Below are 22,623 nucleotides of genomic sequence, written 5' to 3'. Positions count from 1 at the left end.
GAAGAACACTGTGGGAATTACATGCCTGTCGTACACCTCCAGTCAAGCGGAAGTCTGGTATTGGCGAAAACCACCCACCCGGGGCCCATCCGTGGTAGCGCGGGTGGTACGGCAGGGTTGAGCCATGCGTGAGATCACCGTCCTCTCCGGTGGCGTGGGTGGCGCCCGCTTCGTCCGAGGCCTCCTCCACGGCATCGCGACCGGCTCCGTGCCCGGCGTCGGGGCCGACGCCCGGGTCACCGTCGTCGCCAACACGGCCGACGACTGGTGGCTCCACGGGCTCAAGGTCTGCCCCGACCTCGACACCGTGATGTACACCCTGGGCGACGGCATCGACCCCGAACGGGGGTGGGGGCGGCGCGAGGAGACCTGGCACGCCAAGGAGGAGCTGGCGGCGTACGGCGTCGAGCGTGCGTGGTTCGGGCTGGGCGACCGTGACCTCGCGACCCACCTGGTCCGCACCCAGATGCTGGAGGCCGGCTATCCCCTCCACCAGGTGACCGAGGCGCTGTGCCGCCGGTGGTTCTCCGAGCGCCAGAACGTCCGGCTGCTGCCGATGAGCGACGACCGCGTCGAGACCCACCTCGTGATCCCCGACGAGGACTCGCCGAGCGGCCGCCGCGCGGTCCACTTCCAGGAGTACTGGGTGCGGCTGCACGCCGAGGTCCCGGCCGAGACCGTGCTCGTCGTCGGCCAGGACGACTGCTCCCCCGCCCCCGGTGTGCTCGAGGCGATCACCGGAGCCGACCTCGTCGTGCTCCCGCCCTCCAACCCGGTCGTGTCGGTCGGCACGATCCTCGGCGTGCCCGGGGTGCGCGAGGCGCTGGTCGCCACCGACGCCCCGGTCGTCGGCATCTCGCCCATCATCGGCGGCCGCCACGTCCACGGCATGGCCCAGCAGCTGCTGGCGACGATCGGCGTCGAGGTCAGCGCCGGCGGCGTCGGGCGCCACTACGGCAGCCGGCGGGGCGAGGGCGTCCTCGACGGCTGGCTGGTCGCCGAGGACGACGCCGACCAGCTCGACGGCCTCCACGAGGCCGGGATCGCCGCGGCGGCCGTGCCGCTGCTGATGACCGACGACGACGCGACGGCGGCGATGGCCGCCGCCGCCGTCTCCCTGGTCCGACCGTGACCCACCTCGAGGTCTGGGCGCCCGACGGCGTCGGGGAGGTACGCCGCGGCGCGGACCTCGGTGCCCTGCTGGCCGGCCTGGTCGACCTCGAGGACGGCGACGTCGTCCTCGTCACGAGCAAGGTGGTGAGCAAGGCCGAGGGCCGGGTGGTCGACGGGACCCGCGAGGAGGCCCTGCCGCGCGAGACCGCCCGGCTCGTCGCGCGCCGCGGCCCGGTCCGGATCGTCCGCACCCACCACGGGCTGACCCTCGCCGCCGCCGGCATCGACGCCTCCAACGTCGAGCCCGGCTCGGTCGTCCTGCTCCCGGTCGACCCGGACGTCTCGGCCCGACGGATCCGCGAGCGGCTCCACGAGCTCACCGGTCGCAGCGTCGGCGTCGTCGTCACCGACACCGCGGGCCGGGCCTGGCGCGAGGGTCAGACCGACCTCGCGGTGGGGGCTGCCGGGCTGACCGTGCTCGAGGACTTCGCCGGTCGCCGCGACGGCTACGGCAACGACCTGGTCGTGACCGCGCCGGCCGTCGCGGACGAGCTCGCGGGTGCGGGCGAGCTGGCGCAGGGCAAGCTCGCCGGCCGGCCGTTCGCCGTCGTCCGTGGCCGCGCGGACCTGGTCCTGCCCCTCGGCGACGACGGGCCCGGCGCCGCGGCGCTGGTACGCCCCGACGGCGGCGACCTGTTCGGCTGGGGGTCGCGGGAGGCGGTGCTGCGGGCGTTGCGCGCCGATCCGGCCGACGCCGCCGCGTTCGGTGCCCCGTCGACGGCCGGGGAGCTGGCCGAGGCGGTGGCCGAGCTCGGCGGCGGCGTACGCGCCGAGGAGGGAGCGGTCGTGGTCGAGAACCTGGCCCCGGAGACCCTGCGCACGCTCGCGTTCGCCCACGGCTGGGAGGCCGACATGACCGAGGCGGACGGTTCCGTCCGGCTGCGACCGGTGCGCCCGTAGAATCCACGCGACCACCCGCTCGAGCGAGGACGAGGACCCCCACCGTGGCCAAGAAGGGCAAGCAGCAGAAGACCGATCGGCAGGCGAGGATCGACGCCATTCGCGGCCAGCAGAAGAGCGAGGAGCGCCGCCGCGGGATCATGATCGTCGGCGTCTGCACCGTCATCGCCCTGCTGATCGTCGGCGCCGCGGCCTACGGCCCGGTCAAGAACTGGTGGGAGTCCCGGGAGTTCGAGGACCTCGCCCTCAGCGACATCGGCGAGCCCGCGTCCGCCTGCCAGGACGTCGAGACCAAGCCCGCGTCGGGCAACGCCGACCACAAGCCCACCGGCGAGCAGGTCACCTACGACGAGGCCCCGCCGGCGTTCGGCCCCCACTGGAACGAGCTCGGCGTGGCCCCGGCCCCGTTCGAGCGCAAGCTCTACACCGAGGACCGTCCCGAGCTGGAGTCGCTGGTCCACAACCTCGAGCACGGCTACACCATCCTCTGGTACGACGAGACGATCGCCGACGACGGCGCGGCGATGCAGCAGGTCGAGGCGCTGGCCGACAAGTTCGCCGGCTCCGACAACCAGCGCTCGAAGTTCATCGCCGCGCCCTGGACCTCCGAGGACGGCGACGCCTTCCCCGACGGCCAGCACGTGTCCTTCAGCCACTGGTCCGTCGGCGCCGACGGCGACCCGAGCGGCGAGCAGACCGGGGTGTGGCAGTACTGCTCCGGCGTGAGCGGCGAGGCCCTCGACACCTTCATGCAGGAATACCCCTACACCGACAGCCCCGAGCCCAACGCGATGTGAGCCGCGGGGGCGTCGTCAGACCAGGTCGGTGCGCCCGGCGGCCTTGAGCCGGGCCACCACGTCCTTCACCTGCTGCGCGTGGGCCCGGGTCGTCACCAGCAGCGCGTCGGGGGTGTCGACGACGACGACGTCGTCGAGGCCCACGACTGCGACCGTGCGTCCGGTTCCGGGTACGACGAGGCCGGTGGCGTCGTCGACGTCGACGAGCGAGGCGTCACCCAGGACCCGGACGCCGCCGTCGTCGGCGCCGAGGAGGACCGCGAGCGCGTCGTAGTCACCGATGTCGTCCCACCCCGGGTCGACGGGGACGACGGCGACCCGACCGGCCGCAGCGGCCGGCTCGGCCACGGCGTGGTCGAGCGCGATCCGCGGCAGCCGGTCCCACAGCTGTCCGAGCAGGTCGGGCGAGGCTGCGATCTCGCGCAGCCGGGCGGCGAACTCGGGGTCCTGGCCGGCCAGCAGGTCGAGCAGCACGCCGGGCCGCACGACGAACATCCCGGCGTTCCACCGGTGCTGTCCGCCGGCGAGGTAGCGCTCGGCGACGTCGGCCGCCGGCTTCTCGACGAAGGCCGCCACCTGGCAGGCGCCCGGGTGACCCGGGAGCTCGGCACCGAGATGGATGTAGCCGAAGCCGGTCGCCGGGTGGGTCGGGGTGATGCCGAGGGTGACCAGCCAGCCGTCGCGCGCCACTTCGACGGCGGTGGACACGGCCGCCTCGAAGGCCGCGGTGTCGGTCACCACGTGGTCGGCGGCGAAGGAGCCCATCACCGCCTCCGGGTCGACGCGCTCGAGCATCGCTGCCGCCAGGCCGATGGCCGCCATCGAGTCGCGGGCCGACGGCTCCGCGACGACCGCTCCGGGATCCACGTGCGGCAGCTCGGCGAGCACGGCCTCGCGGTGGGCCTCCCCCGTCACCACCAACAACCGGTCCCCGACCAGCGGCGCGAGCCGGTCGACGGTCTGCTGGAGCAGCGATCGGCCGTTGCCGGTGAGGTCGTGGAGGAACTTCGGTGCCGCCGCTCGCGACACCGGCCACAGCCGGGTGCCGGCGCCGCCGGCGGGGATGACGGCCCAGAAGCTCTCGAGGGATCCCATGGTGGAACCCTAGGCGGCATGAGCCGAACCTTCGCGACCGTCCTCGCCGATCTCGTGCGCCGCGACCCCGGCCGGCCGCTGGTCACCTTCTACGACCACGCGACGGGCGAGCGCACCGAGCTCTCCGTGGTCACCTACGCCAACTGGGTCGCGAAGACCGCCTCGCTGCTCGTCGAGGAGCTCGACCTCGAGCGCGGCCAGACCGCGCGGCTCGACCTTCCGGTCCACTGGCTCGGCCCGGTCCTCCTCGGCGCGGCCTGGACCGTCGGGCTGGTCGTGACGGAGGCGGAGGACCCCGACTTGGTCTGCTGCGGTCCACAGACCGTCGGGCAGTGGGGCGCGGGAGCGGCCGACCGGGTCGTGCTGGCCACGGCGCTCCACCCGCTGGGACAGCGCTTCGCCGACCCGCTGCCGGCCGGCGTGCACGACCTGGGGGTCGAGGTGTGGTCACAGCCGGACTCGTTCGCCGCCTACGACCCGCCGGGTCCGGACGACCCCGCGACCACCGACCTGACGCACGACCAGATGTGCGAGGCGGCCACCGCCGGGAGTCTCCTCACCGACGGCGGCCGCCTGCTGAGCGAGGCGAACCCGGCTTCCCCTTCCGGTCTCGCCTCCTTCACCGAGCCGCTCGTCCGCGGCGGCTCGGTCGTCCTGGTGGCCCACGCCGACCCCGCCCGCGTGCAGGAGACCTACGACGCGGAGCGGGCGACGGCCAGGGCGTGACCAGCGGCCCTCACCCGGCCCGGTCGTAGGCCTCCATCCCCTGCCCGAGCAGGCGGCGTGAGGTGATGCCCTTCCGGGCGGTGACGGTCAGCGCGTAGAGACGGCCGGTGTCCTTCTCACGGACGACGAGGTCGCCGTGGCCGGTCAGCCGCAGGTCGCTGACCCCGATCACCCAGTCGTAGCGGGCGGCGTCGAAGCCCAGCGCCGAACGACCCGTCAGCCCGCCGGGGCCGTTGCCGGGATAGAGCGCGAGGCTGTCGCCGGAGCGCAGCAGCGTGTCGGGGGCGCCGTCGCCGTCCCAGCGCCCGACGCCGACCTGGGTGGCGGCGCTGATGGCGCTGTGGGCGACGTAGCTCGGCTTCAGGCCGAGCAGGCCGTTGCCGGGGTAGAGCCGCATCGATCCCCCCACCGGTTGGCCCATCAGGTCCGGCCAGCCGTCACCCGTGGCGTCGCCGACGGCCGCGAGCAGCCGCACGTCCTCGAAGCCGCGACCGACACGGACCTTGTCGGGGAACCGGCCCGTCCCGTTGCCCTGCCGCAGGAACAGGCCGCCCTTGGCGGTGCGGACGAGGATGTCGCCGTCGCCGTCCCGGTCCCAGTCGCCCACGTTGAGCAGCGTCGCGCCACGACCGACGGCGAAGCCGGCCGGCACCGGCGGCAGCAGCTCGGTGGTGTCGAGGTTCGGGAGGGTGTGGACGTCGTCGCCCTTCACCACGACCGCGTCGGGCATCGCCCCGGCCGTGAACTGCGCGCTGCCCGCGATCGAGCCCCGCTTCAGACGCGTGATCCGGCCCAGCGGCTCACCGAAGGTGGTGCCGGCCCGGCCCGGCAGGACGTACGCCGGGGAGCCGGCCGCGGCGCGGACCAGGAGGTCGGGACGGCCGTCGCGGGTGAAGTCGCCGAAGCCCGTCACGCTCGACCACCGGGTCCAGCTGCCGGCGACCTTGGTGGGGGTGCCGAAGCCGGCGGCCCCGGTGCCGGGGACCAGCCACAGCGCACCGGCGGCGTCGCGGGCCAGCAGGTCGGCGTCGCCGTCCCCGTCGACGTCGCCGGTCGCGGTGAGCGAGGTCCAGGCGGCCCAGTCGCCGTCGAGCCGCTGGCGGGTCAGCGCTCCGGCGCCGTCGCCGAGGTAGGCGACCGGCCGGCCGTCGGCGTCGCGACCGACGAGGTCGTGGTCGCCGTCGCCGTCGAGGTCGCCGACCGCGGTGAGCAGGCTGCGGCCCGCGAAGGTGCTCGTCCAGGTCCGGGTCGCGGCGGCGTAGCCACCGGAGCCGTCGCCCGGCAGCAGCGAGGCGCTGCCGTCGGCGCTCCGCACGAGGAGGTCGCCGATGCCGTCGCCGGTGAGGTCGGGACTGGCCACCACCGTGTCGGCGCCGGCCGCGAGGCCGGTCGAGACGACCGGTCGGCCCAGGCCGGTCAGGCCGCCGGTCGGGAGCACGAGGACCCGGCCGTCGCTTGCCCGTCGTACGACGAGGTCGGGGTGAGGTGTGGCCGCGAGGTCGGAGCGCAGGTCGCGACCGGCCCAGTCCTCCTGGACCCCGGCGGCGAGCTCCCGGATCCGGTCGAGCTTCGCGTAGAGGTAGCGGCCGGGACAGGCCGTCTGTCCGGCGTCGCGGTGGCCGTTGATCGCCCGGAACGTGTCCGGCCCGACCTGCTGGGACGGGTCGGCCGCGTCGACGCCGTGCAGCGAGAGCTTCCACGCCATCAGGGCGCCGTAGGCCTGCACCATCGCGCTGCTCGGGCGGGCCACGTCGAAGTTGCCGATCGCCGACATCGCGAAGGAGTAGTCGTTGTAGCCGAGGGTGTGGGCACCGACGACCGGGCGGTCGACGCCGCCGTAGCGCCCCTCCCAGATCCGGCCGAACCTGTCGACGAGGAAGTTGTAGCCGACGTCGCTCCAGCCGCGGGACTGGGTGTGGTAGGCGTAGATGCTCCGGAGCAGGCCGGGGACCTCGTCGCGGCTGTAGTCGTTGGCGTTGACGGTGTGGTGGACGAAGCCGGCGTGGACCTCGAAGTAGCGCAGCGAGCCCTTGTCGCGCAACGCCTCGTTGGCACCCCACTGGGCACGGGAGTAGATCTGCGGCTCGGGCGTCACGGTCGCGACACCGGCGGCAGGGGCCTCCGAGCGCGCGGCGGGCAGGTCTCCGGTGTCGATGGCGGGCGCCTCACGCTCGCTCCGGGTCGCCTTCCCGGGCCCCACGACGGCGAGCGACATGCCGCTCGGCACCGCGGAGCCGTCGGCGTCGGCGCGTACCTGCACGTCGTCCACGTGGCCGACGAACAGGACGTCCGTGCCGGGTCGTGCGTGGCGGCCCTCGCGGCTGTCGGGGTCGGGTGCGTGCTCGTCGTGGTACTCGAGCTCCGTCCAGCCCGACCACTCACCGTCGGTCCGGGTCCGGACGGTGAAGGAGAGATCCTCGTCGTCGGCGGCCTGGTCGGGGGCCCAGGTCACGCCGACGCCGCCGTAGCCGACGACGGGCGCCGGCCGGCTGAGCACCGAGGTGGTGCCGATCCGCTCACCGGAGGTGGTGCGGGACGTCCGGGGGGAACGGGCGTCACCGGCACTCGCGGTGAGCGGGTACTCCGTCAGCTCGGCGTCCACGGGGGCCGTGGGGACGCGCGAGCGGTGGTGGCTCTCGGCGGTGTACGCCGAGAGCGTGAGACGTCGTCCCTCACCAGGAGCTCCGAGCCCGGAGGTCGCGTCGCCCTGGGGGGTGTGGACGACGTCGAGGCTGACCACCGTGGCGGCGGGCGTGAGCGCGGCCAGGACGACACCGAGCGCCAGCAGCTGCTGGCACGAGGTGACGAAATGAGCCTTGCTCGGACGCATGGGGGGCTACTCCTGTGTGTGGGGGAAGGTCACACGAGTAGCAACATTCACACCAGTCACACAGACTCGTCCAGCAGTTCTGAGTAACTACATCGCTGTAATTTCCACTCGACACGCCGCGGTGAGGACAGTTTGTCAAGCCGAGCGTCGCGGCGCGGGATTTCGAGTGACGCGCCGTCAGCGGAGGTGGTCGTCGAGGAAGTCGAGCACGTCCAGCCGGAAGACCGAACCGGCGCCCCCACCGTTCGACAGACCGCCCTGGAGGTAGAGCAGCTGCGTGCCGTGGCCGTCCCTGCGGTGGGCGACGAACGTGGTGACGTCGCCACCGTGGGCCGTCAGGTCTCCGAACCCCGACGGCGGCACGTCGGGGTCACGGTCCGCGACCGCCGCGCCGGGGCGGGCCGGCGCCGCCTCGGGCCCACCCCCCGCTGCACCCACCGAGAGCGAGCAGGGCCGTCAGGAGCACGCCGAGCCGTGTCACGCGGGCGACGGTGAGCCCTTCGCCACGACTCAGTCGTCGGGGCCGAAGCCCTCGTCGTCGTCGCCGTCCTCGCCCTCGTCGTAGTGGAGGTAGTGGATCCCCTCCTTGACGTCACCGTCGAAGCCGAGCTTGCCCTTCTCGAGCACCAGGACCCGGTCGCAGAGCTGCTTGACCGCGCCCGGGCTGTGGCTGACGAAGAAGATCGTCGTGCCGTTCTCCCGGATCTCGCGCATCTTCTGCTTGCACTTGCGCTTGAAGGGGCGGTCACCGACGGCGAGCGCCTCGTCGGCGATGAAGACGTCGGACTCGACGTGGATGGCGACGGCGAAGCCCAGCCGCGACTTCATGCCGGAGCTGTAGTAGGTCACCGGGGTGTCGATGAACTTGCCGAGGTCGGCGAAGTCGATGATCGCGTCGAGCTTGCGCTTCGTCTCCGCCTCGGACATGCCGAGGATCGCGGCGTTGAGCCAGAGGTTGTCGCGGCCGGAGAGCTGGCTCTGGAACCCGGCGCCCGTGGCGATCAGACCGGCGACGCGGCCGCGGGTCAGGACCTGGCCGCTGTCGGGCCGCATCACGCCGCTGATGGTCTTCAGGAGCGTCGACTTGCCCGAGCCGTTGAGACCCATGACACCGACCGACTCCCCCGCCTCGACGGTGAAGGAGACGTCGTCGACGGCGTTGAAGTACTCGTGGGTCTTCTGACCACGCGCCTTCGCGAGCACGATCTGCTTCAGCGAGCGGTGGTACTGCATGGAGAACGACTTGGTGACGCTCTCCGCCTGGATCACGGTGGTCATGTCAGAGGCGCTCCGGGACTCGACGCTCGAGCTTGCTGAACCACAGCTGCGCGAGGACCAGCAGCGCCAGGCAGATCACCAGCATGATCACCCCGCGCGACCAGAGGTCGGGGGGCAGGTGCTCCGCAGCGGCGGCCTCGGGGTCGGAGTTGGTGCCGATCCAGAAGCCTCGCTGCACCAGCAGCACGGCCTCGGCCACCGGGTTGAGCAGGTAGACGTCCGCGACCCACGGGATCTTGTCGAAGCGCTCCTCGACCATCGAGAACGGGTAGATCATCGGGACGCTGAAGGTCGTGAACTGGGTCAGGGTCTGGGTCACCTTGCCGAAGTCGCGGAAGTAGACGTTGGCGACGCTGAAGATCAGGGCGAGCGAGAGCCCGAGCACCGCGATGATCGCGAAGCCGAGCAGGGCCGCCAGCAGGCCGGCCGGGTCGGGGCTCCAGCCGAGGATGGAGGACGCGACGACCATGATGATGACCATCGGCACCGAGTGGTAGAGCGAGACCAGCATCGTCGCGACCGGGAACAGCTCACGCGGCACCGGCAGCTTGATGATCAGGCCGCGGTTGCTCACGAGCGACTTCGTGCCGCCGTTGAACGTCTCGGTGAAGAAGTGGACGACGACCAGGCCGGCCACGAGGTGGATCGCGAAGTTCTCCATGTTGCCGCCACGCCCGATGAGGACCTGGAAGACGAAGTAGAACATCAGGAACCGGATGAACGGCTGGAGATAGCTCCAGAACCAGCCCAGGAAGGTGCCCTGGTAGCGCGACTGCACCGTGCTCTTGACCAGCAGTCGCAGCAGGTAGCGCTGCCGGAACACCTCGAGCAGGCCGCTGTTGGCCGCAGCCGGCACCAGCGGCGGCAGCTCCTCCTCCGGAGCTCCCGCCACCACCACCGGCCGCTCGGCGTCAGTGCTCATCCGACGGTCCACCCGCGCTCGACTCGTCGTCCATCCACGGCCGGAAGGTCTCCTCCCAGGCCTCGGGCGAGGTGATCTGGGGCAGGGCGTCGCGATAGCGCTTCGCGAGGGCGTCCCACTCGGCGGCCAGGATCCGGTGGATCGCCACGGTGCGCTTCATCTGGTCCTTGAACAGCTCGCGGTCGCGGCGGTAGAACGCCGCACCGGTCTGGTCGGGGAGCGAGACGATCGCGGAGTCGTAGCGGGCGATCTTGTGCCACCGGGTGTCCTGGGCCATGATCTCGGCCTCCGGGTGGGCCTGGGCCCCCTCGCGCGGCTTGCGCAGCTGGCGCAGCGGCTGGAGCAGGGCCTGCACCGTGGCGGCCCGCCCCGAGATCACCGGGGAGGCCTCCTTGCCCTTGCGCGGCAGCTTGTGGCGCTTGACCTCGGGGATCTGCTCGGGATCGGTGAGGTAGGTGGCGTCGTCATAGCCCTTGACCATCTCCCGGATCTCCGGCAGCACGGTCGGCAGCAGCTCGTGGAGCCGCTCCGGGCCGGCGAGGACGTCCTCGAGCGCCTTGTGGCGCAGCTCCACGGTCGAGTACTGCATCGACACCATGTGCTTGATCTGGTGGTTGAGGCTCTCGCGCACCAGCCGGCCACCGCGCGGGTAGGGCGAGTGGAGCAGGGCCGCGATGAAGCGGTTGCGGACGTGGAAGTAGGACTGCCAGTCGAGCGCGTCGTTCTTGTCGGTCCACGGCACGTGCCAGACGGCCGCGCCGGGGAAGGTGACGGTCGGGTAGCCGGCGGCCTTCGCGCGCAGGCCGTACTCGGAGTCGTCCCACTTGATGAAGATCGGCAGCGACAGCCCGATGTCCTCGAGCACCTTCGCCGGGATCAGGCACATGAACCAGCCGTTGTAGTCGACGTCGATGCGCGCGTGGAGCCAGCGGGTCGAGCGCAGGTTGCGCTCGGCGAAGTCCCAGCCCTGGAACACACCGGGGGCCGAGCCCCACCAGAAGGTGTAGGGCGACACCTTCTCGCCGAAGGAGTGGAGCTGGGTCTTCTGGAAGATGGAGAACATGTGGCCGCCGACGATGGTCGTCTTGCGGCAGAGGTCGCCGAAGGTCGCGGCCCGCAGGATGCCCTCGGTCTCGATCTCGACGTCGTCGTCGAGCATCATCACGTAGGTCGACCGGCCGGCCTTCAGGCCTTCGTACTGCGCCCGGGCGAAGCCGCCCGAGCCGCCGATGTTGCCCTGCTCGATGATCCGCAGCTTGTCGCCCAGCGACTTCTCGGCGATCGGGAAGAACTCGGAGTCGACGACCTTGTCCTTGCCCTGCTCCATCACGACGACCTCGTCGAGGACGCCCTCGAGCTGGGACGCGTCGCCGAGCTGGCCGAGGAGCTTGGCGCAGAAGTCCTGACGGTTCATGGTCGTGATGCCGATCGTGACCGTGCCGGACGGGACCCGGTCCTCGGGAACCTCGGCGGTCCACTCGGCGGCCTCGACCACGGCGTCGGCGTCGGCCGCGACGGCGTCGTACCAGTACCAGCCGCCGTCGACGAACGGCTTGAGCGGGAGGTCGAAGGAGAACTGGCCGGACTCGCCCTCGACGGTGGCGGAGTCGACGCGCTGGGAGCGGCCGTTGGCCATCGACTTGTAGACGGTGACCGTGGCGCCCTCGCCGCGCAGCCGCACGGTGAGCCGGACGCTGCTGACGATGGTGTGGCGGCGCCAGTAGGAGGCCGGGAAGGCGTTGAAGTAGGTGCCGAACGACGCGCTGTCACCCTGGGCGACGCGGAACGCGGTGCGCGACTCGATCTGGTCGGGGTGGATCGAGCTGACGCCCTTCGCGGCGTTCTGGATCCGCTGCGCGATGGCGTTGGCCTCCTGCGCGGCGCGGGTGTGGCCGATGTCGTACTTGTCGGCGTCGAGCGCGGCCGGGTCCGGGTCGACGTAGAGCTTGATGACGTCGGTGTCGCGCTCGGCCGGCATGATCTGGCGCTGGAGCAGCACCCGCGCCATGCCGGGGGCGGCGCTGCCGGCGGCCTCGCTGGTCTGGGCGTGCGTGACGGTCATGCGTCGACTCCTCCGCTGGTCAGCTCGGCGCCCTCGGAGAAGTGGGGCTTGAGCTTGTTGTCGTACATGGACAGGGCCGACCCGATCGCCATGTGCATGTCGAGGTACTTGTAGGTGCCGAGGCGCCCGCCGAAGAGGACCATCGGTTCCTTGGCGGCGAGGTCGCGGTACTTCAGCAGCTTCGCCCGGTCCTCGGCCGTGTTGACCGGGTAGTAGGGCTCGTCGCCCTCCTCGGCGAAGCGGCTGTACTCGTGGACGATCACGCTCTTGCCCGGCAGGTGGGTCTTCTCCCGCTCCGGGTGGAAGTGCTTGAACTCGATGATCCGGGTGTAGGGCACCTCCTGGTCGTTGTAGTTGACCACGCCGGTGCCCTGGAAGTCGTCGGTCTCGACGACGCTCTCCTCGAGGTCGACCGTCCGCCAGGACAGGCGGCCCTCGGAGTTGCCGAAGTACTCGTCCACCGGGCCGGTGTAGACGACCGGCACCTTCCCGACGTAGTCGTCCTTGACGTCGAAGAAGTCGGTCTCCAGCCGGACCTCGATGTGGGGGTGGTCGGCCATCTTCGTCAGCCACGCGGTGTAGCCGTCGACCGGAAGACCCTCGTAGGTGTCGCTGAACCAGCCGTTCTGGAAGGTGTAGCGCACCGGCAGCCGGGTGATGATGTCGGCGCTGAGCTGGGTCGGGTCGGTCTGCCACTGCTTGGCGGTGTAGCCCTTGATGAACGCCTCGTAGAGCGGGCGGCCGATCAGGCTGATCGCCTTCTCCTCGAGGTTGGAGGCGTCCTCGGTGGCGATCTCGCTGGACTGCTCCTTGATGAGCGCCCGCGCCTCGTCCGGGGTGTGACTCTGGCCGAAGAACTGGTTGATCAGGCCCAGGTTCATCGGCAGGGAGTAGACCTGCCCCTGGTACTTCCCGAAGACGCGGTGCTTGTAGTCGGTGAAGGAGGTGAAGCGGTTGACGTAGTCCCACACCCGCTCGTTGGAGGTGTGGAACAGGTGCGCGCCGTACTTGTGCACCTCGACGTTGGTCTCGGGGTCGCGCTCGCTGTAGGCGTTGCCCCCGATGTGGGAACGGCGGTCGAGGACGAGCACGTTCAGCCCGAGCTCGTTGGCGCACCGCTCCGCGACGGTCAGGCCGAAGAAGCCGGCTCCGACGACGACGAGGTCTGGATTGGACACGTGTTCTCCTTCTCGGGGCACTTCAGGGGAGTCGCGCAGTGGGTCAGTCTACGGATGTGGAGGGGTGCTGCCGCATTCCGCGGGCGGCGCGTAGGGCGCGGATCACGTTGGCCGCCTCGCCCCGGCCCCCGCGCAACGGGCTCAGCAGGACGACGACGGCCGCGATCAGCCACGGCTTGAGCCGCACCGGCACGTTCTCGCCGTAGCGGAAGTGGACGACGAACAGGTTGCGGTACATGTAGAGGCCCTTCCAGGACCCCAGGTCGTGCTGCTGGTCGAAGTCGAGCTGGCGCACGAGCACGGCGTCGCGGATCCCCCAGATCCGGAACCCGGCCCGCCGGGCGCGGAGGGCGAAGTCGACGTCGTCGTAGAAGATGAAGTAGGTCGGGTCGGGGAAGCCGATCTCGTCGACGACGCGGCGGTGGACCATGAATCCCTCGAACGCGACGTTCTCGAGCTCGACCCGCTCCGGCAGCGCCGACCGGCTGCCGTAGGAGGTCTCGACCATCGCGGTCTTGGGCTTGATCGCGAGCGGGTTGGACAGGTCGAAGCGCAGCGCCGCCTTCTCCACGAGCCGGCCGTGGGTGTCCTCGCGGACCGCCATGAGGCAGTCCTCCCTGCGACCGGCGAGGACCTCGAGGCAGTCGGGGGCGGGCACGACGTCGTCGTCCATCAGCCAGATCCGGTCGTGGCCGTCGAGGTAGGCCTGGCGGAGCCCGAGGTGGAAGCCGCCGGCGCCGCCGAGGTTGTCGGGGCTGTGGGTCACGCGGAGGGGCAGGTCTCCCCCGTGGTGCCGCTCGAGCACCTCCCGGGTGTGGTCGCTGCTGGCGTTGTCGATCACGTAGACGGCGTCGGGGCGCCGCGTCTGGGCGGCGAGTCCGTCGAGCATCCCGGCCAGCAGGTCGGCCCGGTTGAAGGTGACGACGACGACCGCCACGGACTCGCTGCTCGCACCGGTCACCGGACGTACCTCCGGTGGCCGGTGAAGTCGCCCCGCAGGGCGGCGCCGAAGCCGCGGGCGCTGAGCGCCAGCCGTCCCGGCTGGCGTCGCGTGAGCGTGTAGAACCAGAGCGTCTTGACCCAGAACATCAAGACGTGGGGCCAGCCCCGGTAGGTGCGCAGGTTGACCGTGTTGTTGCGGGCCATGCAGTAGTGCTTGAGGTCGCTGGGGCTGTGGTTGTAGGTCGTGCGTCCGAACATCATGGGGGTGCCGAGCTCTCCCACGCTCGGGTGCCGGACAGACGCGTCGGCCACGGTGGCGATCCGCGCGCCGGCCCGTTCCGCCCGCAGCCTGTACTCGTGGTCGTCCCCCCAGATGAAGAACTCCTCACGGGGATAGCCGATCTCGCGCGCCAGCTCGCGGGTGACGAGGACCCCGTTGAACGGGATCACCACGTCGCGGACCAGCCCGTCCCGCGCCGCGCGCTCGACGGAGGAGCGGTCGTGCACCACGCGGGTCCCCCCGGGGAGCCGGATCGGGAACACCAGGCGGTCGGGATCGGCCTCGTCGACGACGACCGGGCCCCAGAAGTCCAGCTCGCCCCGGTGGGCCAGCAGCAGGTCGAGGCAGTCGGGGTCGGGCATCCCGTCGTCGTCCATGAGCCACACGAGGTCGGCGTCTCGCTCCTCGACGGCGCGTCGCAACCCCTCGTGGAACCCGCCGGCCCCGCCGCGGTTGTCCGGGAGGGTGACGGCGAGCACCGCCGGGTCGTCGAGCCCGCGGAGCCACTCCCCCGTCCCGTCGGTGGAGGCGTTGTCGACCACCACGACCTCGTCGACGGACGGGACCTCACGCAGCCGCGTCACGAGGCGGCGTACGAGCTCGAGGCGGTTGTAGGTGACCACGGCGGCGACCACGCGAGGTCGCTGCTGGTTCTGCTCGGTCACGCCGGACACCCTCCCACGAGAGCATCAGCACGAGGCAGCGAGGTCGCCCGACTGGTTGGCGGCGTAGCCGTCGGCCATGCTGCCGATCGAGCCGCCCGTGGTCGAGGCCCCGGCCTGCTTCTTCTTGCGCTTCTTCGTCGGGTCCGCCGGCGGAGCGTCGCCCTCGGACCGGTCGATGCCCGTGGCGACCATCTCCTGGATCTCCGCGATGTCCGGCTCCGCGGTGTTGACCAGGGGCGGGACGAGGGAGACCGTCGAGATCTTCTGCGACCGGGCCTTGAGGGCGAGGTCGACGAAGCGGCCGACCTCGGACCCGGGGATGCTGGTCGAGACCATCGAGGCCCCGGCCGCGGCGATGTCCTCGAAGTTGGCCAGCGCCTGCTGTGGGCTGACCTGCTGGAGCATCGCCGCCATGACGCACTTCTGCCGCGCCATGCGCGAGTAGTCATCGGACCCGTAGCGCGCCCGGGCGAACCAGAGCGTCTCCTGGCCGTCGAGCTCCTGGACACCCGGCTCGATGTAGCGGAAGTAGGAGTCGCTGGGCAGGCCCACGGGGATCTGGTCCCGGACGTTGAGCGTCACGCCGCCGAAGGCGTCGACGAGGTCCTTGAAGCCCTCGAGGTTGACCATCGCCCAGTAGTTGATCTCCAGCCCCGTGATGCCCTCCATCCCCTGGATGGTGGCGTCGATGCCGGGGTTGTCGGAGTGCTTGAAGAGGTCGGGGTGGTCGAGGGCCCAGGTGCTGACCCCGTTGAGGTAGTCCTCGCTGAAGCCGTCCGGGAACTGCTCGTCCATGACCGATCCCTCCCGGAAGGGGAAGTTGGTCATGTTGCGGGGCAGGCTGATCAGCACCGTCTTGCCGGTGACGGCGTCGATGCTGGCGATGGTCATCGAGTCGGGCCGCAGCCCCCAGCGGCCGGCACCGGCGTCACCGCCGAACAGTGCGACGTTGAAGCGCCCGTGGGTCGCGCCGACGGCCTCTCCGTCGCCGAACATGGTCTGGATCAGGTCGCGCTGGACCGCGACGAGGTGGGAGCCGAAGAGCAGCGCGCCGGCGACCGAGAAGCAGAGGGCCCCGTTGACCCCGACCACCGCGCGCCGGTGCTGCATCGACAGCGTGAGCGGGTGACCGATGCGCCAGGCGTCGACGAAGAGGTAGGCCCAGCCGAGCGCGACCGCGATCAGCCCGAAGCGGAGCAGTCCGAGGACGAGGGTGTTGGAGGCCAGCTCGAGGGCGACCCGGTGGTCGACCAGCGACACGACGACCGTCACCAGCACGGTCAGCAGCAGCCCGGCCCAGACCCGCATCGCCGCCCGGCCGACGTCGCGGTTGCCGGCGACGAGCTGGGCGGACCCCGGCAGCACCAGGGTCATCAGCATCAGGGCGATCGCGCGACGGAAGCGCACGCGGGCGGCGCGCTCGTTGGCGTCGCGCCGGGGCGAGGTCCCGGAGGTGGGTGCTGGGGAAGGGCCGGGCATGGCAGGTGGTGCCTCTCGGTGCTCGGGGAAGGAAGCCTCAAGAAGGAGTGCCCGGTCAGTATCACCAGCCACACGCGTCACGGCGTGCAGGCGCGCCGGGCCCGTCCCGGCCACACCCGGGTCGGAGGGATCGGCGTCGAGGTCACAGGCGGGCACGGTAGTTTCTCCGCCATGGCTGACCGTCCGCAGGGTGGTGGACCCGAGAAGGGGACCCCGGAGTACGACTGGCTCTACGGCTCGAAGGGCCAGCAGCCCGCCGACGACGCGACGCGGGTGATGCCCGCCGCGAGCCGCGACTCCCGCGGCCAGCAACCGCAGCCGCCGCAGTCGCCGCCGCCCGCCCGACCGCGGCCGGCCGGCCCCGCGTCGGACAAGCCGAAGCGCTCCTTCCCCTGGGGCAAGGCGATCCTCGCGCTGCTCCTGGTGTGGGTGCTGTTCCTGGTCCTGGTGCCGCTCTTCGCGTGGTCGAAGGTCGACAAGGTCAACGCCTTCCCGTCCAACGGCCGCCTCGACGACCAGCCCGGCACGACCTACCTCATGGTGGGCTCCGACTCCCGCGGCGACCTCACGGCGGAGGAGCGCAAGCAGTTCGGCACCGGCGACGCCTCCGGCCAGCGCACCGACACCATCATGCTGCTCCACACCGGCTCGGGCCCCAACCTGCTGATGTCGATCCCGCGCGACTCGCTGGTCGAGATCCCCGGCTACGGCACCACCAAGATCAACGCCGCCTACGCCTACGGCGGCCCGAAGCTGCTGGTGAAGACGATCGAGAACGAGACCGGCATCGCGGTCGACGACTTCGTCGAGGTCGGGTTCGGCGGCTTCGTCGATCTCGTCGACGCCGTCGGCGGCATCGAGGTGTGCCCGAAGCAGGCCGTCCAGGACAAGCTGGCGAAGATCGACATCGAGAAGGGCTGCCAGGAGGTCGACGGCCCGACCGCCCTGGGCTACGCCCGGTCGCGACACGCCTTCGAGAACGGCGACCTCGACCGCGCCGCCAACCAGCGCGAGGTGGTCTCCGCGATCGGCCGTGAGGCCGTCTCCCCGTGGTCGGTGATCAACCCGTTCCGCTACTGGGCGCTCAACATGGCAGGCGCCCGCGCCGTCCGGGTGAGCGAGGGCACCTCGCCGTTCGCCATGGCCCGCTGGGCGATCGCGATGACCCGCGTCAACGGCGAGAACGGCCTGACCTGCGGCGTCCCCATCGCCGACTTCGCGGTCAACTGGGACCAGGAGCGGTCGGAGCAGATGTTCGACTACATCCGGACCGACGACACCGCGAGCATCCCGAAGAGCCTCTGCACCCCGACCGGGTTCGCGAAGTAGGCCGGACTCAGCGCTGGTCGCTGATCCGCCTGGCCTTGCCCAACGAACGCTCCAGCGACCCCGGTGCGAGCACGTCCACGCGTGCCGTCACCCCGATCCGGTTCTTGATGCGGGTGGCCAGGGTCTCGCCGAGCACGGGATCAGGCGTGCCGGCCGCCTCGACGCGCACGGTGAGCTCATCGAGGTTGCCGGGACGGGTGAGCACGCACAGGTAGTGGGGCGAGAGGCCCTCGACGGCGAGGATCTGCTCCTCGACCTGGCTCGGGAAGACGTTGACGCCGCGGACGATCATCAGGTCGTCGGTCCGGCCGGTGACCTTGGCCATCCGGCGGAACGCCGGGTAGGCCGTGCCCGGGAGCAGCCGGGTCAGGTCGCGGGTGCGGTAGCGGACGACCGGCATCGCCTGCTTGGTGAGGCTCGTGAACACCAGCTCGCCCTCCTCGCCGTCCGGGAGCGGCTCGAGCGTGACGGGGTCGACCACCTCGGGCAGGAAGTGGTCCTCCCAGACGTGGAGCCCGTCCTGGGTCTCCCCCGCCTCCTGGCTGACGCCGGGACCCATGACCTCCGAGAGGCCGTAGATGTCCACGGCCCGGATGCCGGAGCGCTCCTCGACGGTGCGTCGCATCTCGTCGGTCCACGGCTCGGCGCCGAAGATGCCGACCTCGAGGCTGGAGCTGCGCGGGTCGAACCCCTGCGCCTCCATCTCGTCGAGCAGTGCGAGGAAGTAGGACGGCGTCACCATGATCACCCGCGGGCCGAAGTCGGCGATCAGCTGCACCTGGCGCTCGGTCATGCCCCCGCTGACGGGGACCACGGTGCAACCGAGTCGCTCGGCTCCGTAGTGCGCGCCGAGGCCGCCGGTGAACAACCCGTAGCCGTAGGCGACGTGGACGAGGTCGCCGGGGCGACCCCCGGCCGCCCGGATCGAGCGGGCCATCAGCTCCGCCCACGTGTCGACGTCCGCGGCGGTGTAGCCGACCACGGTGGGCTTGCCCGTCGTACCGCTGGAGGCGTGGATCCGGGCGACCTGCTCCCGCGGCACCGCGAACATGCCGAAGGGGTAGTTGGCCCGCAGGTCGGCCTTGGTGGTGAAGGGGAAGCGGGCCAGATCGGCCAGCGACGTCACGTCGTCGGGCGACACCCCGGCCGCGCGGAACGCGGCGGCGTAGTGGGGTACGCCGGCGGCCCGGCGCAGCGTGTCGCGCAGCCGATCGAGCTGGAGCTCCTCGAGCTCCTCGCGGGTCAGGTCGGGAACCTCACCGGTCGTCTCCTCGGGCATCGTGCCCCTCCTCCCAGAACGGGCCGCCGATCTCCCTCGAGCGGCCGGTGAACTCGGCGACGACGTCGCCGCCGACGGTGACCGTGACGTCGTAGGTGCCGTCACGGCCCTCGCGGGCGCGTTCGACGGCGGTGGCCACGAGCTCGTCGCCGAGCCGCACGGGGCGCCGGAACCGGATCTCGGCACCCGCCGCGACGGTCGTGCGGTTGTAGGAGTTGCACGCGAAGGCGAAGGCGCTGTCGGCCAGGCTGAAGGTCAGGCCCCCGTGGCCGATGGCGTGGCCGTTGACCATGTCGTCGCGCACCGTCATCGACAGCACCGCACGGCCGGGCCCCACCTCGAGGATCCGCATGCCGAGCGCCTGGCTCGCCGCGTCGCCGGCCCACATCGCCTCGGCACTGCGGCGGGCGACCTCCTCGGGCGACAGGCTCACGACGACAGGCGCAGCACCGACAGCAGCGTGCGCGCCCCCTCGCCACCGACCTCCTCCGCGACCGAGGCGGCCGCCGGCACGTCGAGGTCGTCCAGCAGCGCGGCGAGCACCCGGTCGCGGCCGTCGTCCGCGCCGGACCGACCGGCCGCCGCGCGGAGCCGGGCGAGCCGGTCCTCCGCCGCTGCCAGGGCCGATGCGTCGTAGTCCCACGGCGCTCGCCAGTCGCGGTCGAGGAGCAGGAGCCGGACGGCAGCGCCCTCGTGGTCGGCGAGCAGGTCGCGGACCAGGACCAGGTTGCCGGTCGACTTCGCCATCTTGGCGCCGTCCGCGTGGACCGTGCCGACGTGCATCCGACGGCGGGCGAAGGGGGTCGTGCCGGAGGCGGCCTCGACCATCGCGGCCTGGTAGGCGTGGTGGGGGAAGGCGAGGTCGGCGCCGCCGACGAGCACGTCGACGTTGGCGCCGAACACGGTCATCGCCATGGCGGCGCACTCGACGTGCCACGCCGGTCGTCCCCAGCCCCAGGGGCTCGGCCAGGCCGGCTGGGCGTCGTCGGAGGGCTTCCAGAGCGGGACGTCCCACGCGGCCTCGCGGCCGTCGTCGGCGCGATCGCCGAACTCGTCGAACGCCGCGAGCGCCTCCTCCTCGGAGAGACCGGCCCGGTCGAGGTCGGCCGGGGCCCGGAAGAACACGGTCCCTGCGCGCTCGTAGGCGCGGTCGAGCCGGAGCAGGGCGTCGGCGAGCTGGACGACCTGGACCACGTGGGCGCGGGCGCGGGGCGCGGCGTCGGGCCGCGCGACGGCGAGGTCGCGCATGTCGCGGTCGAAGAGGAACTCCTGGGTCACCGCGACGTCGTCGGTCGTGCGGTGGGTCCTGACCGCGGCCGCGGTCAGGACGTCGTCGACGTCCGTGACGTTGCGCGAGGTCACGGTCGGCACCTCGACCGCCCGGGCGACGCTGGCCAGCAGGTCGGACCACACGAAGGTGGCGGCGTGGCCGAGGTGGGTGACGTCGTAGGGCGTGATGCCGCAGGTGTAGATCCGGGCCGCGCCGGCGAGGGGCAGCGGCACCCGGTCGAGCACGAGGTGGGCCGCGCGGGCGCCGGGCGGGTGCCACGGGTAGCGGGCCGGGGTGCGCGGATCGGGTCCGGAGGAAGGAGTCGTCGCCACCATGGACCCGATCATGCCCGACGACCACCGGGGCGATTTCGGTGGACATTCGTTCACGCGCTCACCTGTCTGGTTGAATGATCACCGGCTGGTCTCTCATCCGAGACCACTCCCGGGCCTCGGGGCGCGGGATCCTGGATCGGGGGGTGAAGGGACCATGGGGTGGACTACGACGTGGGCACATGGATGTGCTCCTTCTGCGGCGAGCACGGTTCGAGCGAGCGGAGGCTCGTCGGGGGCATCGGCGCGATGATCTGCGTCCCGTGCGTGGAGCGCTTCCACGCACTGGTCGCACCACCGGCGTCTCCTCCGGAGTCGTCCGACCCGCCGTGGGAGGCGATGTCGAACGCCGAGCTGCTCAGCCAGCTGCCGAAGATCATGCGCACCTCCGACCAGGTCGACCGCTTCGCCGCCGAGTGGGTCTCGCTGATCCGCGACCGCGGCGAGTCCTGGACCGCGATCGGCCAGGCGCTCGGCGTCACGCGCCAGGCGGCGTGGGAGCGGTTCTCCAAGCGGATCTCGAGCAACGCGGCCGGATGAGCACCCCCGAGCGGCGCCGGCACCTGATCGACCCCGCCGCGCCCCGGCGTACGGCGTCCGCGGTCGCGGCCGAGCGCAGCCTCACCCGCGTGCAGCGCTGGGTCATGTCGGCGCTCGCGGTCACGACCATCGCCCACTTCGCTGCCGGCCTCGTCCTCGCCGCCGTCTTCCTCGACGACCCGCGGCCGGGCGCCCGCGTCGGTCTCTGCCTGCTGGCGGGCGCCAGCGGCGTCATGGGCGTCGCGTCCGCCCTCGCCATCCACCGCCGGTCGTTGCTGTCGCCCTGGCTGCTGCTCGGGCTCACGCCGACGGTGGTCGGCCTCTGGCTGGTCCTCGGCTGAGCGGCGTCAGATCTTGGACTGGATGCCGGCGAGGAGCTGGCGGGCCATGACGATGCGCTGGACCTGGTTGGTGCCCTCGTAGATCTGGGTGATCTTGGCGTCGCGCATCATCCGCTCGACGGGGTAGTCGCGGGTGTAGCCGTAGCCGCCGAGGATCTGCACCGCGTTGGTGGTGACCTCCATGGCGGCGTCGGAGGCGAAGCACTTCGCTGCGGCGCCGAAGAAGGTCAGGTCGGCGTCGCCGCGCTCGGAGCGGCCGGCGGCGGCGTAGGTGATCTGGCGGGCGGCCTCGACCTTCATGCCCATGTCGGCGAGCATGAACTGCAGCCCCTGGAACTCCGCGATGTTCTTGCCGAACTGCTGCCGCTCCTGCGCGTAGTCCAGCGCGTAGTCCAGCGCACCCTGGGCGACACCGACGGCCTGCGCGGCGATCGTGACGCGGGTGTGGTCCAGGGTCCGCATCGCGATCGAGAAGCCCTCCCCGACATCACCGATCCGCCGGCTGTCGGGGACCCGGACCTTGTCGAGGTAGACCTCCTTGGTGGGGCTGCCCTTGATGCCGAGCTTCTTCTCCGGCGCCCCGAAGGAGACGCCCTCGTCGGACTTCTCGACCACGAACGCCGTGATCCCGCCACGGGTGCCCTGCTCCGGGTCGGTCACCGCCATCACGGTGTAGTACTCCGACTCCTCGGCGTTGGTGATCCACCGCTTCACGCCGTCGAGGACCCAGTCGTCACCGTCGCGGACCGCGCGGGTCTTCATCCCGCCGGCGTCGGACCCGGCGTCGGGCTCGGAGAGGCAGTAGGAGAAGCCGCCCTCGCCGGCGGCGAGCTTGGTCAGGTAGGTCTTCTTCAGCTCCTCCGACCCGGCGATCTGCACCGGGAGCGACCCGAGCTTGTTGACCGCCGGGATCAGGCTCGAGGACACGCACGCCCGCGCGACCTCCTCGATCACCAGGCACGTCGCGAGCGCGTCCGCACCCGCACCGCCATACTCCTCCGGCACGTGCGGGGCGTGGAAGTCGGACGCCTGGAGCGCCTCGGCCGCCTCCCGGGGGTAGCGCGCCTCCTCGTCGACGGCCGCGGCGTACGGCGCGACCTTGGCGTCGCACACGTCGCGGACGGCCTCACGGATCGCCTGGTGCTCCTCGGACAGCGCGTAGAGGGGGAACTCACTCATGGGCGGGATCCTACTCGCGGGTAGTA

Annotated in this window: 21 protein-coding genes; 7 read left to right on the top strand and 14 right to left on the bottom strand. The window is 71.6% G+C overall.

Going from position 1 to position 22,623, the window contains the following annotated elements; translation table 11 throughout:
* Positions 1 to 124 precede the first annotated feature (124 nt).
* From cofD to ABD091_RS15275, 3 genes are read left to right on the top strand one after another with little or no spacing between them, the layout of a single operon-like run.
* Positions 125 to 1,132 carry a 2-phospho-L-lactate transferase gene (cofD, locus tag ABD091_RS15285; protein WP_343919960.1) on the top strand — a complete coding sequence of 336 codons (1,008 nt, stop codon included), beginning with the start codon at positions 125 to 127 and terminating at the stop codon, positions 1,130 to 1,132.
* Positions 1,129 to 2,073: a coenzyme F420-0:L-glutamate ligase gene (gene cofE, locus ABD091_RS15280; RefSeq protein ID WP_343919958.1), complete on the top strand. Its 945-nt coding sequence runs from the start codon at positions 1,129 to 1,131 to the stop codon at positions 2,071 to 2,073. Before cofD ends, cofE begins: the two co-directional genes overlap by 4 nt.
* A gap of 44 nt (positions 2,074 to 2,117) precedes the next feature.
* Positions 2,118 to 2,870: a DUF3105 domain-containing protein gene (locus tag ABD091_RS15275; protein WP_343919956.1), complete on the top strand. Its 753-nt coding sequence runs from the start codon at positions 2,118 to 2,120 to the stop codon at positions 2,868 to 2,870.
* 15 nt (positions 2,871 to 2,885) lie between these two features.
* On the opposite strand, the gene ABD091_RS15270 is transcribed toward ABD091_RS15275, so the two are convergent.
* Positions 2,886 to 3,965, bottom strand: a complete 1,080-nt coding sequence (locus tag ABD091_RS15270; RefSeq protein ID WP_343919954.1) for a mannose-1-phosphate guanylyltransferase — start codon at positions 3,963 to 3,965, stop codon at positions 2,886 to 2,888.
* A gap of 18 nt (positions 3,966 to 3,983) precedes the next feature.
* Between ABD091_RS15270 and ABD091_RS15265 the strand changes: the two genes are divergently transcribed.
* The gene (locus ABD091_RS15265; RefSeq protein WP_343919952.1) at positions 3,984 to 4,691 is read left to right on the top strand and encodes a TIGR03089 family protein; all 708 of its coding nucleotides are present in this window, start codon (positions 3,984 to 3,986) and stop codon (positions 4,689 to 4,691) included.
* 10 nt (positions 4,692 to 4,701) lie between these two features.
* Here the strand turns inward: ABD091_RS15265 and ABD091_RS15260 are convergent, their stop codons facing one another.
* The 9 genes from ABD091_RS15260 to ABD091_RS15220 all read right to left on the bottom strand — a co-directional run bounded on the left by ABD091_RS15260 (position 4,702) and on the right by ABD091_RS15220 (position 16,327).
* A complete protein-coding gene (locus ABD091_RS15260) occupies positions 4,702 to 7,521 on the bottom strand; it encodes an FG-GAP-like repeat-containing protein (RefSeq protein ID WP_343919950.1) in 2,820 nt (939 codons plus the stop codon).
* Positions 7,522 to 7,698: 177 nt separating this feature from the next.
* Complete coding sequence (locus ABD091_RS15255; RefSeq protein WP_343919948.1) at positions 7,699 to 7,959, bottom strand: hypothetical protein; 261 nt, start codon at positions 7,957 to 7,959, stop codon at positions 7,699 to 7,701.
* A 72-nt stretch (positions 7,960 to 8,031) separates the two neighbouring features.
* Positions 8,032 to 8,799, bottom strand: coding sequence for an ABC transporter ATP-binding protein (locus ABD091_RS15250; protein ID WP_343919946.1), 768 nt, complete (start codon positions 8,797 to 8,799; stop codon positions 8,032 to 8,034).
* A gap of 1 nt (position 8,800) precedes the next feature.
* Positions 8,801 to 9,721, bottom strand: a complete 921-nt coding sequence (locus tag ABD091_RS15245; protein WP_343919943.1) for an ABC transporter permease — start codon at positions 9,719 to 9,721, stop codon at positions 8,801 to 8,803.
* Complete coding sequence (locus tag ABD091_RS15240; RefSeq protein ID WP_343919941.1) at positions 9,711 to 11,783, bottom strand: glycosyltransferase; 2,073 nt, start codon at positions 11,781 to 11,783, stop codon at positions 9,711 to 9,713. Before ABD091_RS15240 ends, ABD091_RS15245 begins: the two co-directional genes overlap by 11 nt.
* Positions 11,780 to 12,961: a UDP-galactopyranose mutase gene (gene glf / locus ABD091_RS15235; protein WP_343919939.1), complete on the bottom strand. Its 1,182-nt coding sequence runs from the start codon at positions 12,959 to 12,961 to the stop codon at positions 11,780 to 11,782. Before glf ends, ABD091_RS15240 begins: the two co-directional genes overlap by 4 nt.
* A 43-nt stretch (positions 12,962 to 13,004) precedes the next feature.
* Positions 13,005 to 13,922 (bottom strand): glycosyltransferase family 2 protein, encoded by a 918-nt coding sequence (locus ABD091_RS15230; RefSeq protein WP_343919937.1) that lies wholly within the window; start codon positions 13,920 to 13,922, stop codon positions 13,005 to 13,007.
* A complete protein-coding gene (locus tag ABD091_RS15225) occupies positions 13,919 to 14,848 on the bottom strand; it encodes a glycosyltransferase (protein WP_343919935.1) in 930 nt (309 codons plus the stop codon). The genes ABD091_RS15230 and ABD091_RS15225 overlap by 4 nt, the downstream gene beginning before the upstream one ends.
* Positions 14,849 to 14,872: 24 nt before the next feature.
* The gene (locus tag ABD091_RS15220; protein ID WP_343919933.1) at positions 14,873 to 16,327 is read right to left on the bottom strand and encodes an LCP family protein; all 1,455 of its coding nucleotides are present in this window, start codon (positions 16,325 to 16,327) and stop codon (positions 14,873 to 14,875) included.
* Positions 16,328 to 16,498: 171 nt separating this feature from the next.
* Between ABD091_RS15220 and ABD091_RS15215 the strand changes: the two genes are divergently transcribed.
* A complete protein-coding gene (locus ABD091_RS15215) occupies positions 16,499 to 17,656 on the top strand; it encodes an LCP family protein (protein WP_343919931.1) in 1,158 nt (385 codons plus the stop codon).
* Between the two features lie 7 nt (positions 17,657 to 17,663).
* On the opposite strand, the gene paaK is transcribed toward ABD091_RS15215, so the two are convergent.
* The 3 genes from paaK to ABD091_RS15200 are packed head-to-tail and all read right to left on the bottom strand — an operon-like array spanning position 17,664 to position 20,540.
* Positions 17,664 to 18,935, bottom strand: a complete 1,272-nt coding sequence (paaK, locus tag ABD091_RS15210; RefSeq protein ID WP_343919929.1) for a phenylacetate--CoA ligase PaaK — start codon at positions 18,933 to 18,935, stop codon at positions 17,664 to 17,666.
* A complete protein-coding gene (gene paaI / locus ABD091_RS15205; RefSeq protein ID WP_343919927.1) occupies positions 18,913 to 19,368 on the bottom strand; it encodes a hydroxyphenylacetyl-CoA thioesterase PaaI in 456 nt (151 codons plus the stop codon). Before paaI ends, paaK begins: the two co-directional genes overlap by 23 nt.
* Positions 19,365 to 20,540 (bottom strand): cysteine--tRNA ligase, encoded by a 1,176-nt coding sequence (locus ABD091_RS15200; RefSeq protein WP_343919925.1) that lies wholly within the window; start codon positions 20,538 to 20,540, stop codon positions 19,365 to 19,367. The genes paaI and ABD091_RS15200 overlap by 4 nt, the downstream gene beginning before the upstream one ends.
* A gap of 159 nt (positions 20,541 to 20,699) precedes the next feature.
* Here ABD091_RS15200 and ABD091_RS15195 point away from each other — a divergent pair, with 159 nt between their 5' ends.
* Both ABD091_RS15195 and ABD091_RS15190 read left to right on the top strand, forming a co-directional pair.
* The gene (locus tag ABD091_RS15195; protein WP_343919923.1) at positions 20,700 to 21,077 is read left to right on the top strand and encodes a ClpX C4-type zinc finger protein; all 378 of its coding nucleotides are present in this window, start codon (positions 20,700 to 20,702) and stop codon (positions 21,075 to 21,077) included.
* Positions 21,074 to 21,418: a hypothetical protein gene (locus tag ABD091_RS15190; RefSeq protein WP_343919921.1), complete on the top strand. Its 345-nt coding sequence runs from the start codon at positions 21,074 to 21,076 to the stop codon at positions 21,416 to 21,418. Before ABD091_RS15195 ends, ABD091_RS15190 begins: the two co-directional genes overlap by 4 nt.
* Before the next feature lie 6 nt (positions 21,419 to 21,424).
* Here the strand turns inward: ABD091_RS15190 and ABD091_RS15185 are convergent, their stop codons facing one another.
* Entirely contained in the window at positions 21,425 to 22,597 is a 1,173-nt protein-coding gene (locus ABD091_RS15185; protein ID WP_343919919.1) for an acyl-CoA dehydrogenase family protein, read from the bottom strand.
* Positions 22,598 to 22,623 lie beyond the last annotated feature (26 nt).

Origin of the sequence: Nocardioides aestuarii (genome assembly GCF_039527245.1) — a bacterium.
Lineage (GTDB): Bacteria > Actinomycetota > Actinomycetes > Propionibacteriales > Nocardioidaceae > Nocardioides > Nocardioides aestuarii.
The sequence above is the reverse complement of the archived record's forward strand: the minus strand, read 5'-3'. Positions and strand labels throughout refer to the sequence as shown.

Bases quoted from the DNA above. Each gene is read 5' to 3' on its own strand.
- cofD (WP_343919960.1), top strand. From the start codon at position 125: ATGCGTGAGATCACCGTCCTCTCCGGTGGCGTGGGTGGCGCCCGCTTC.
- ABD091_RS15270 (WP_343919954.1), bottom strand. From the start codon at position 3,965: ATGGGATCCCTCGAGAGCTTCTGGGCCGTCATCCCCGCCGGCGGCGCC.
- ABD091_RS15265 (WP_343919952.1), top strand. From the start codon at position 3,984: ATGAGCCGAACCTTCGCGACCGTCCTCGCCGATCTCGTGCGCCGCGAC.
- ABD091_RS15260 (WP_343919950.1), bottom strand. From the start codon at position 7,521: ATGCGTCCGAGCAAGGCTCATTTCGTCACCTCGTGCCAGCAGCTGCTG.
- ABD091_RS15250 (WP_343919946.1), bottom strand. From the start codon at position 8,799: ATGACCACCGTGATCCAGGCGGAGAGCGTCACCAAGTCGTTCTCCATG.
- ABD091_RS15245 (WP_343919943.1), bottom strand. From the start codon at position 9,721: ATGAGCACTGACGCCGAGCGGCCGGTGGTGGTGGCGGGAGCTCCGGAG.
- ABD091_RS15240 (WP_343919941.1), bottom strand. From the start codon at position 11,783: ATGACCGTCACGCACGCCCAGACCAGCGAGGCCGCCGGCAGCGCCGCC.
- ABD091_RS15220 (WP_343919933.1), bottom strand. From the start codon at position 16,327: ATGCCCGGCCCTTCCCCAGCACCCACCTCCGGGACCTCGCCCCGGCGC.
- ABD091_RS15215 (WP_343919931.1), top strand. From the start codon at position 16,499: ATGGCTGACCGTCCGCAGGGTGGTGGACCCGAGAAGGGGACCCCGGAG.
- paaK (WP_343919929.1), bottom strand. From the start codon at position 18,935: ATGCCCGAGGAGACGACCGGTGAGGTTCCCGACCTGACCCGCGAGGAG.
- ABD091_RS15200 (WP_343919925.1), bottom strand. From the start codon at position 20,540: ATGGTGGCGACGACTCCTTCCTCCGGACCCGATCCGCGCACCCCGGCC.
- ABD091_RS15190 (WP_343919921.1), top strand. From the start codon at position 21,074: ATGAGCACCCCCGAGCGGCGCCGGCACCTGATCGACCCCGCCGCGCCC.
- ABD091_RS15185 (WP_343919919.1), bottom strand. From the start codon at position 22,597: ATGAGTGAGTTCCCCCTCTACGCGCTGTCCGAGGAGCACCAGGCGATC.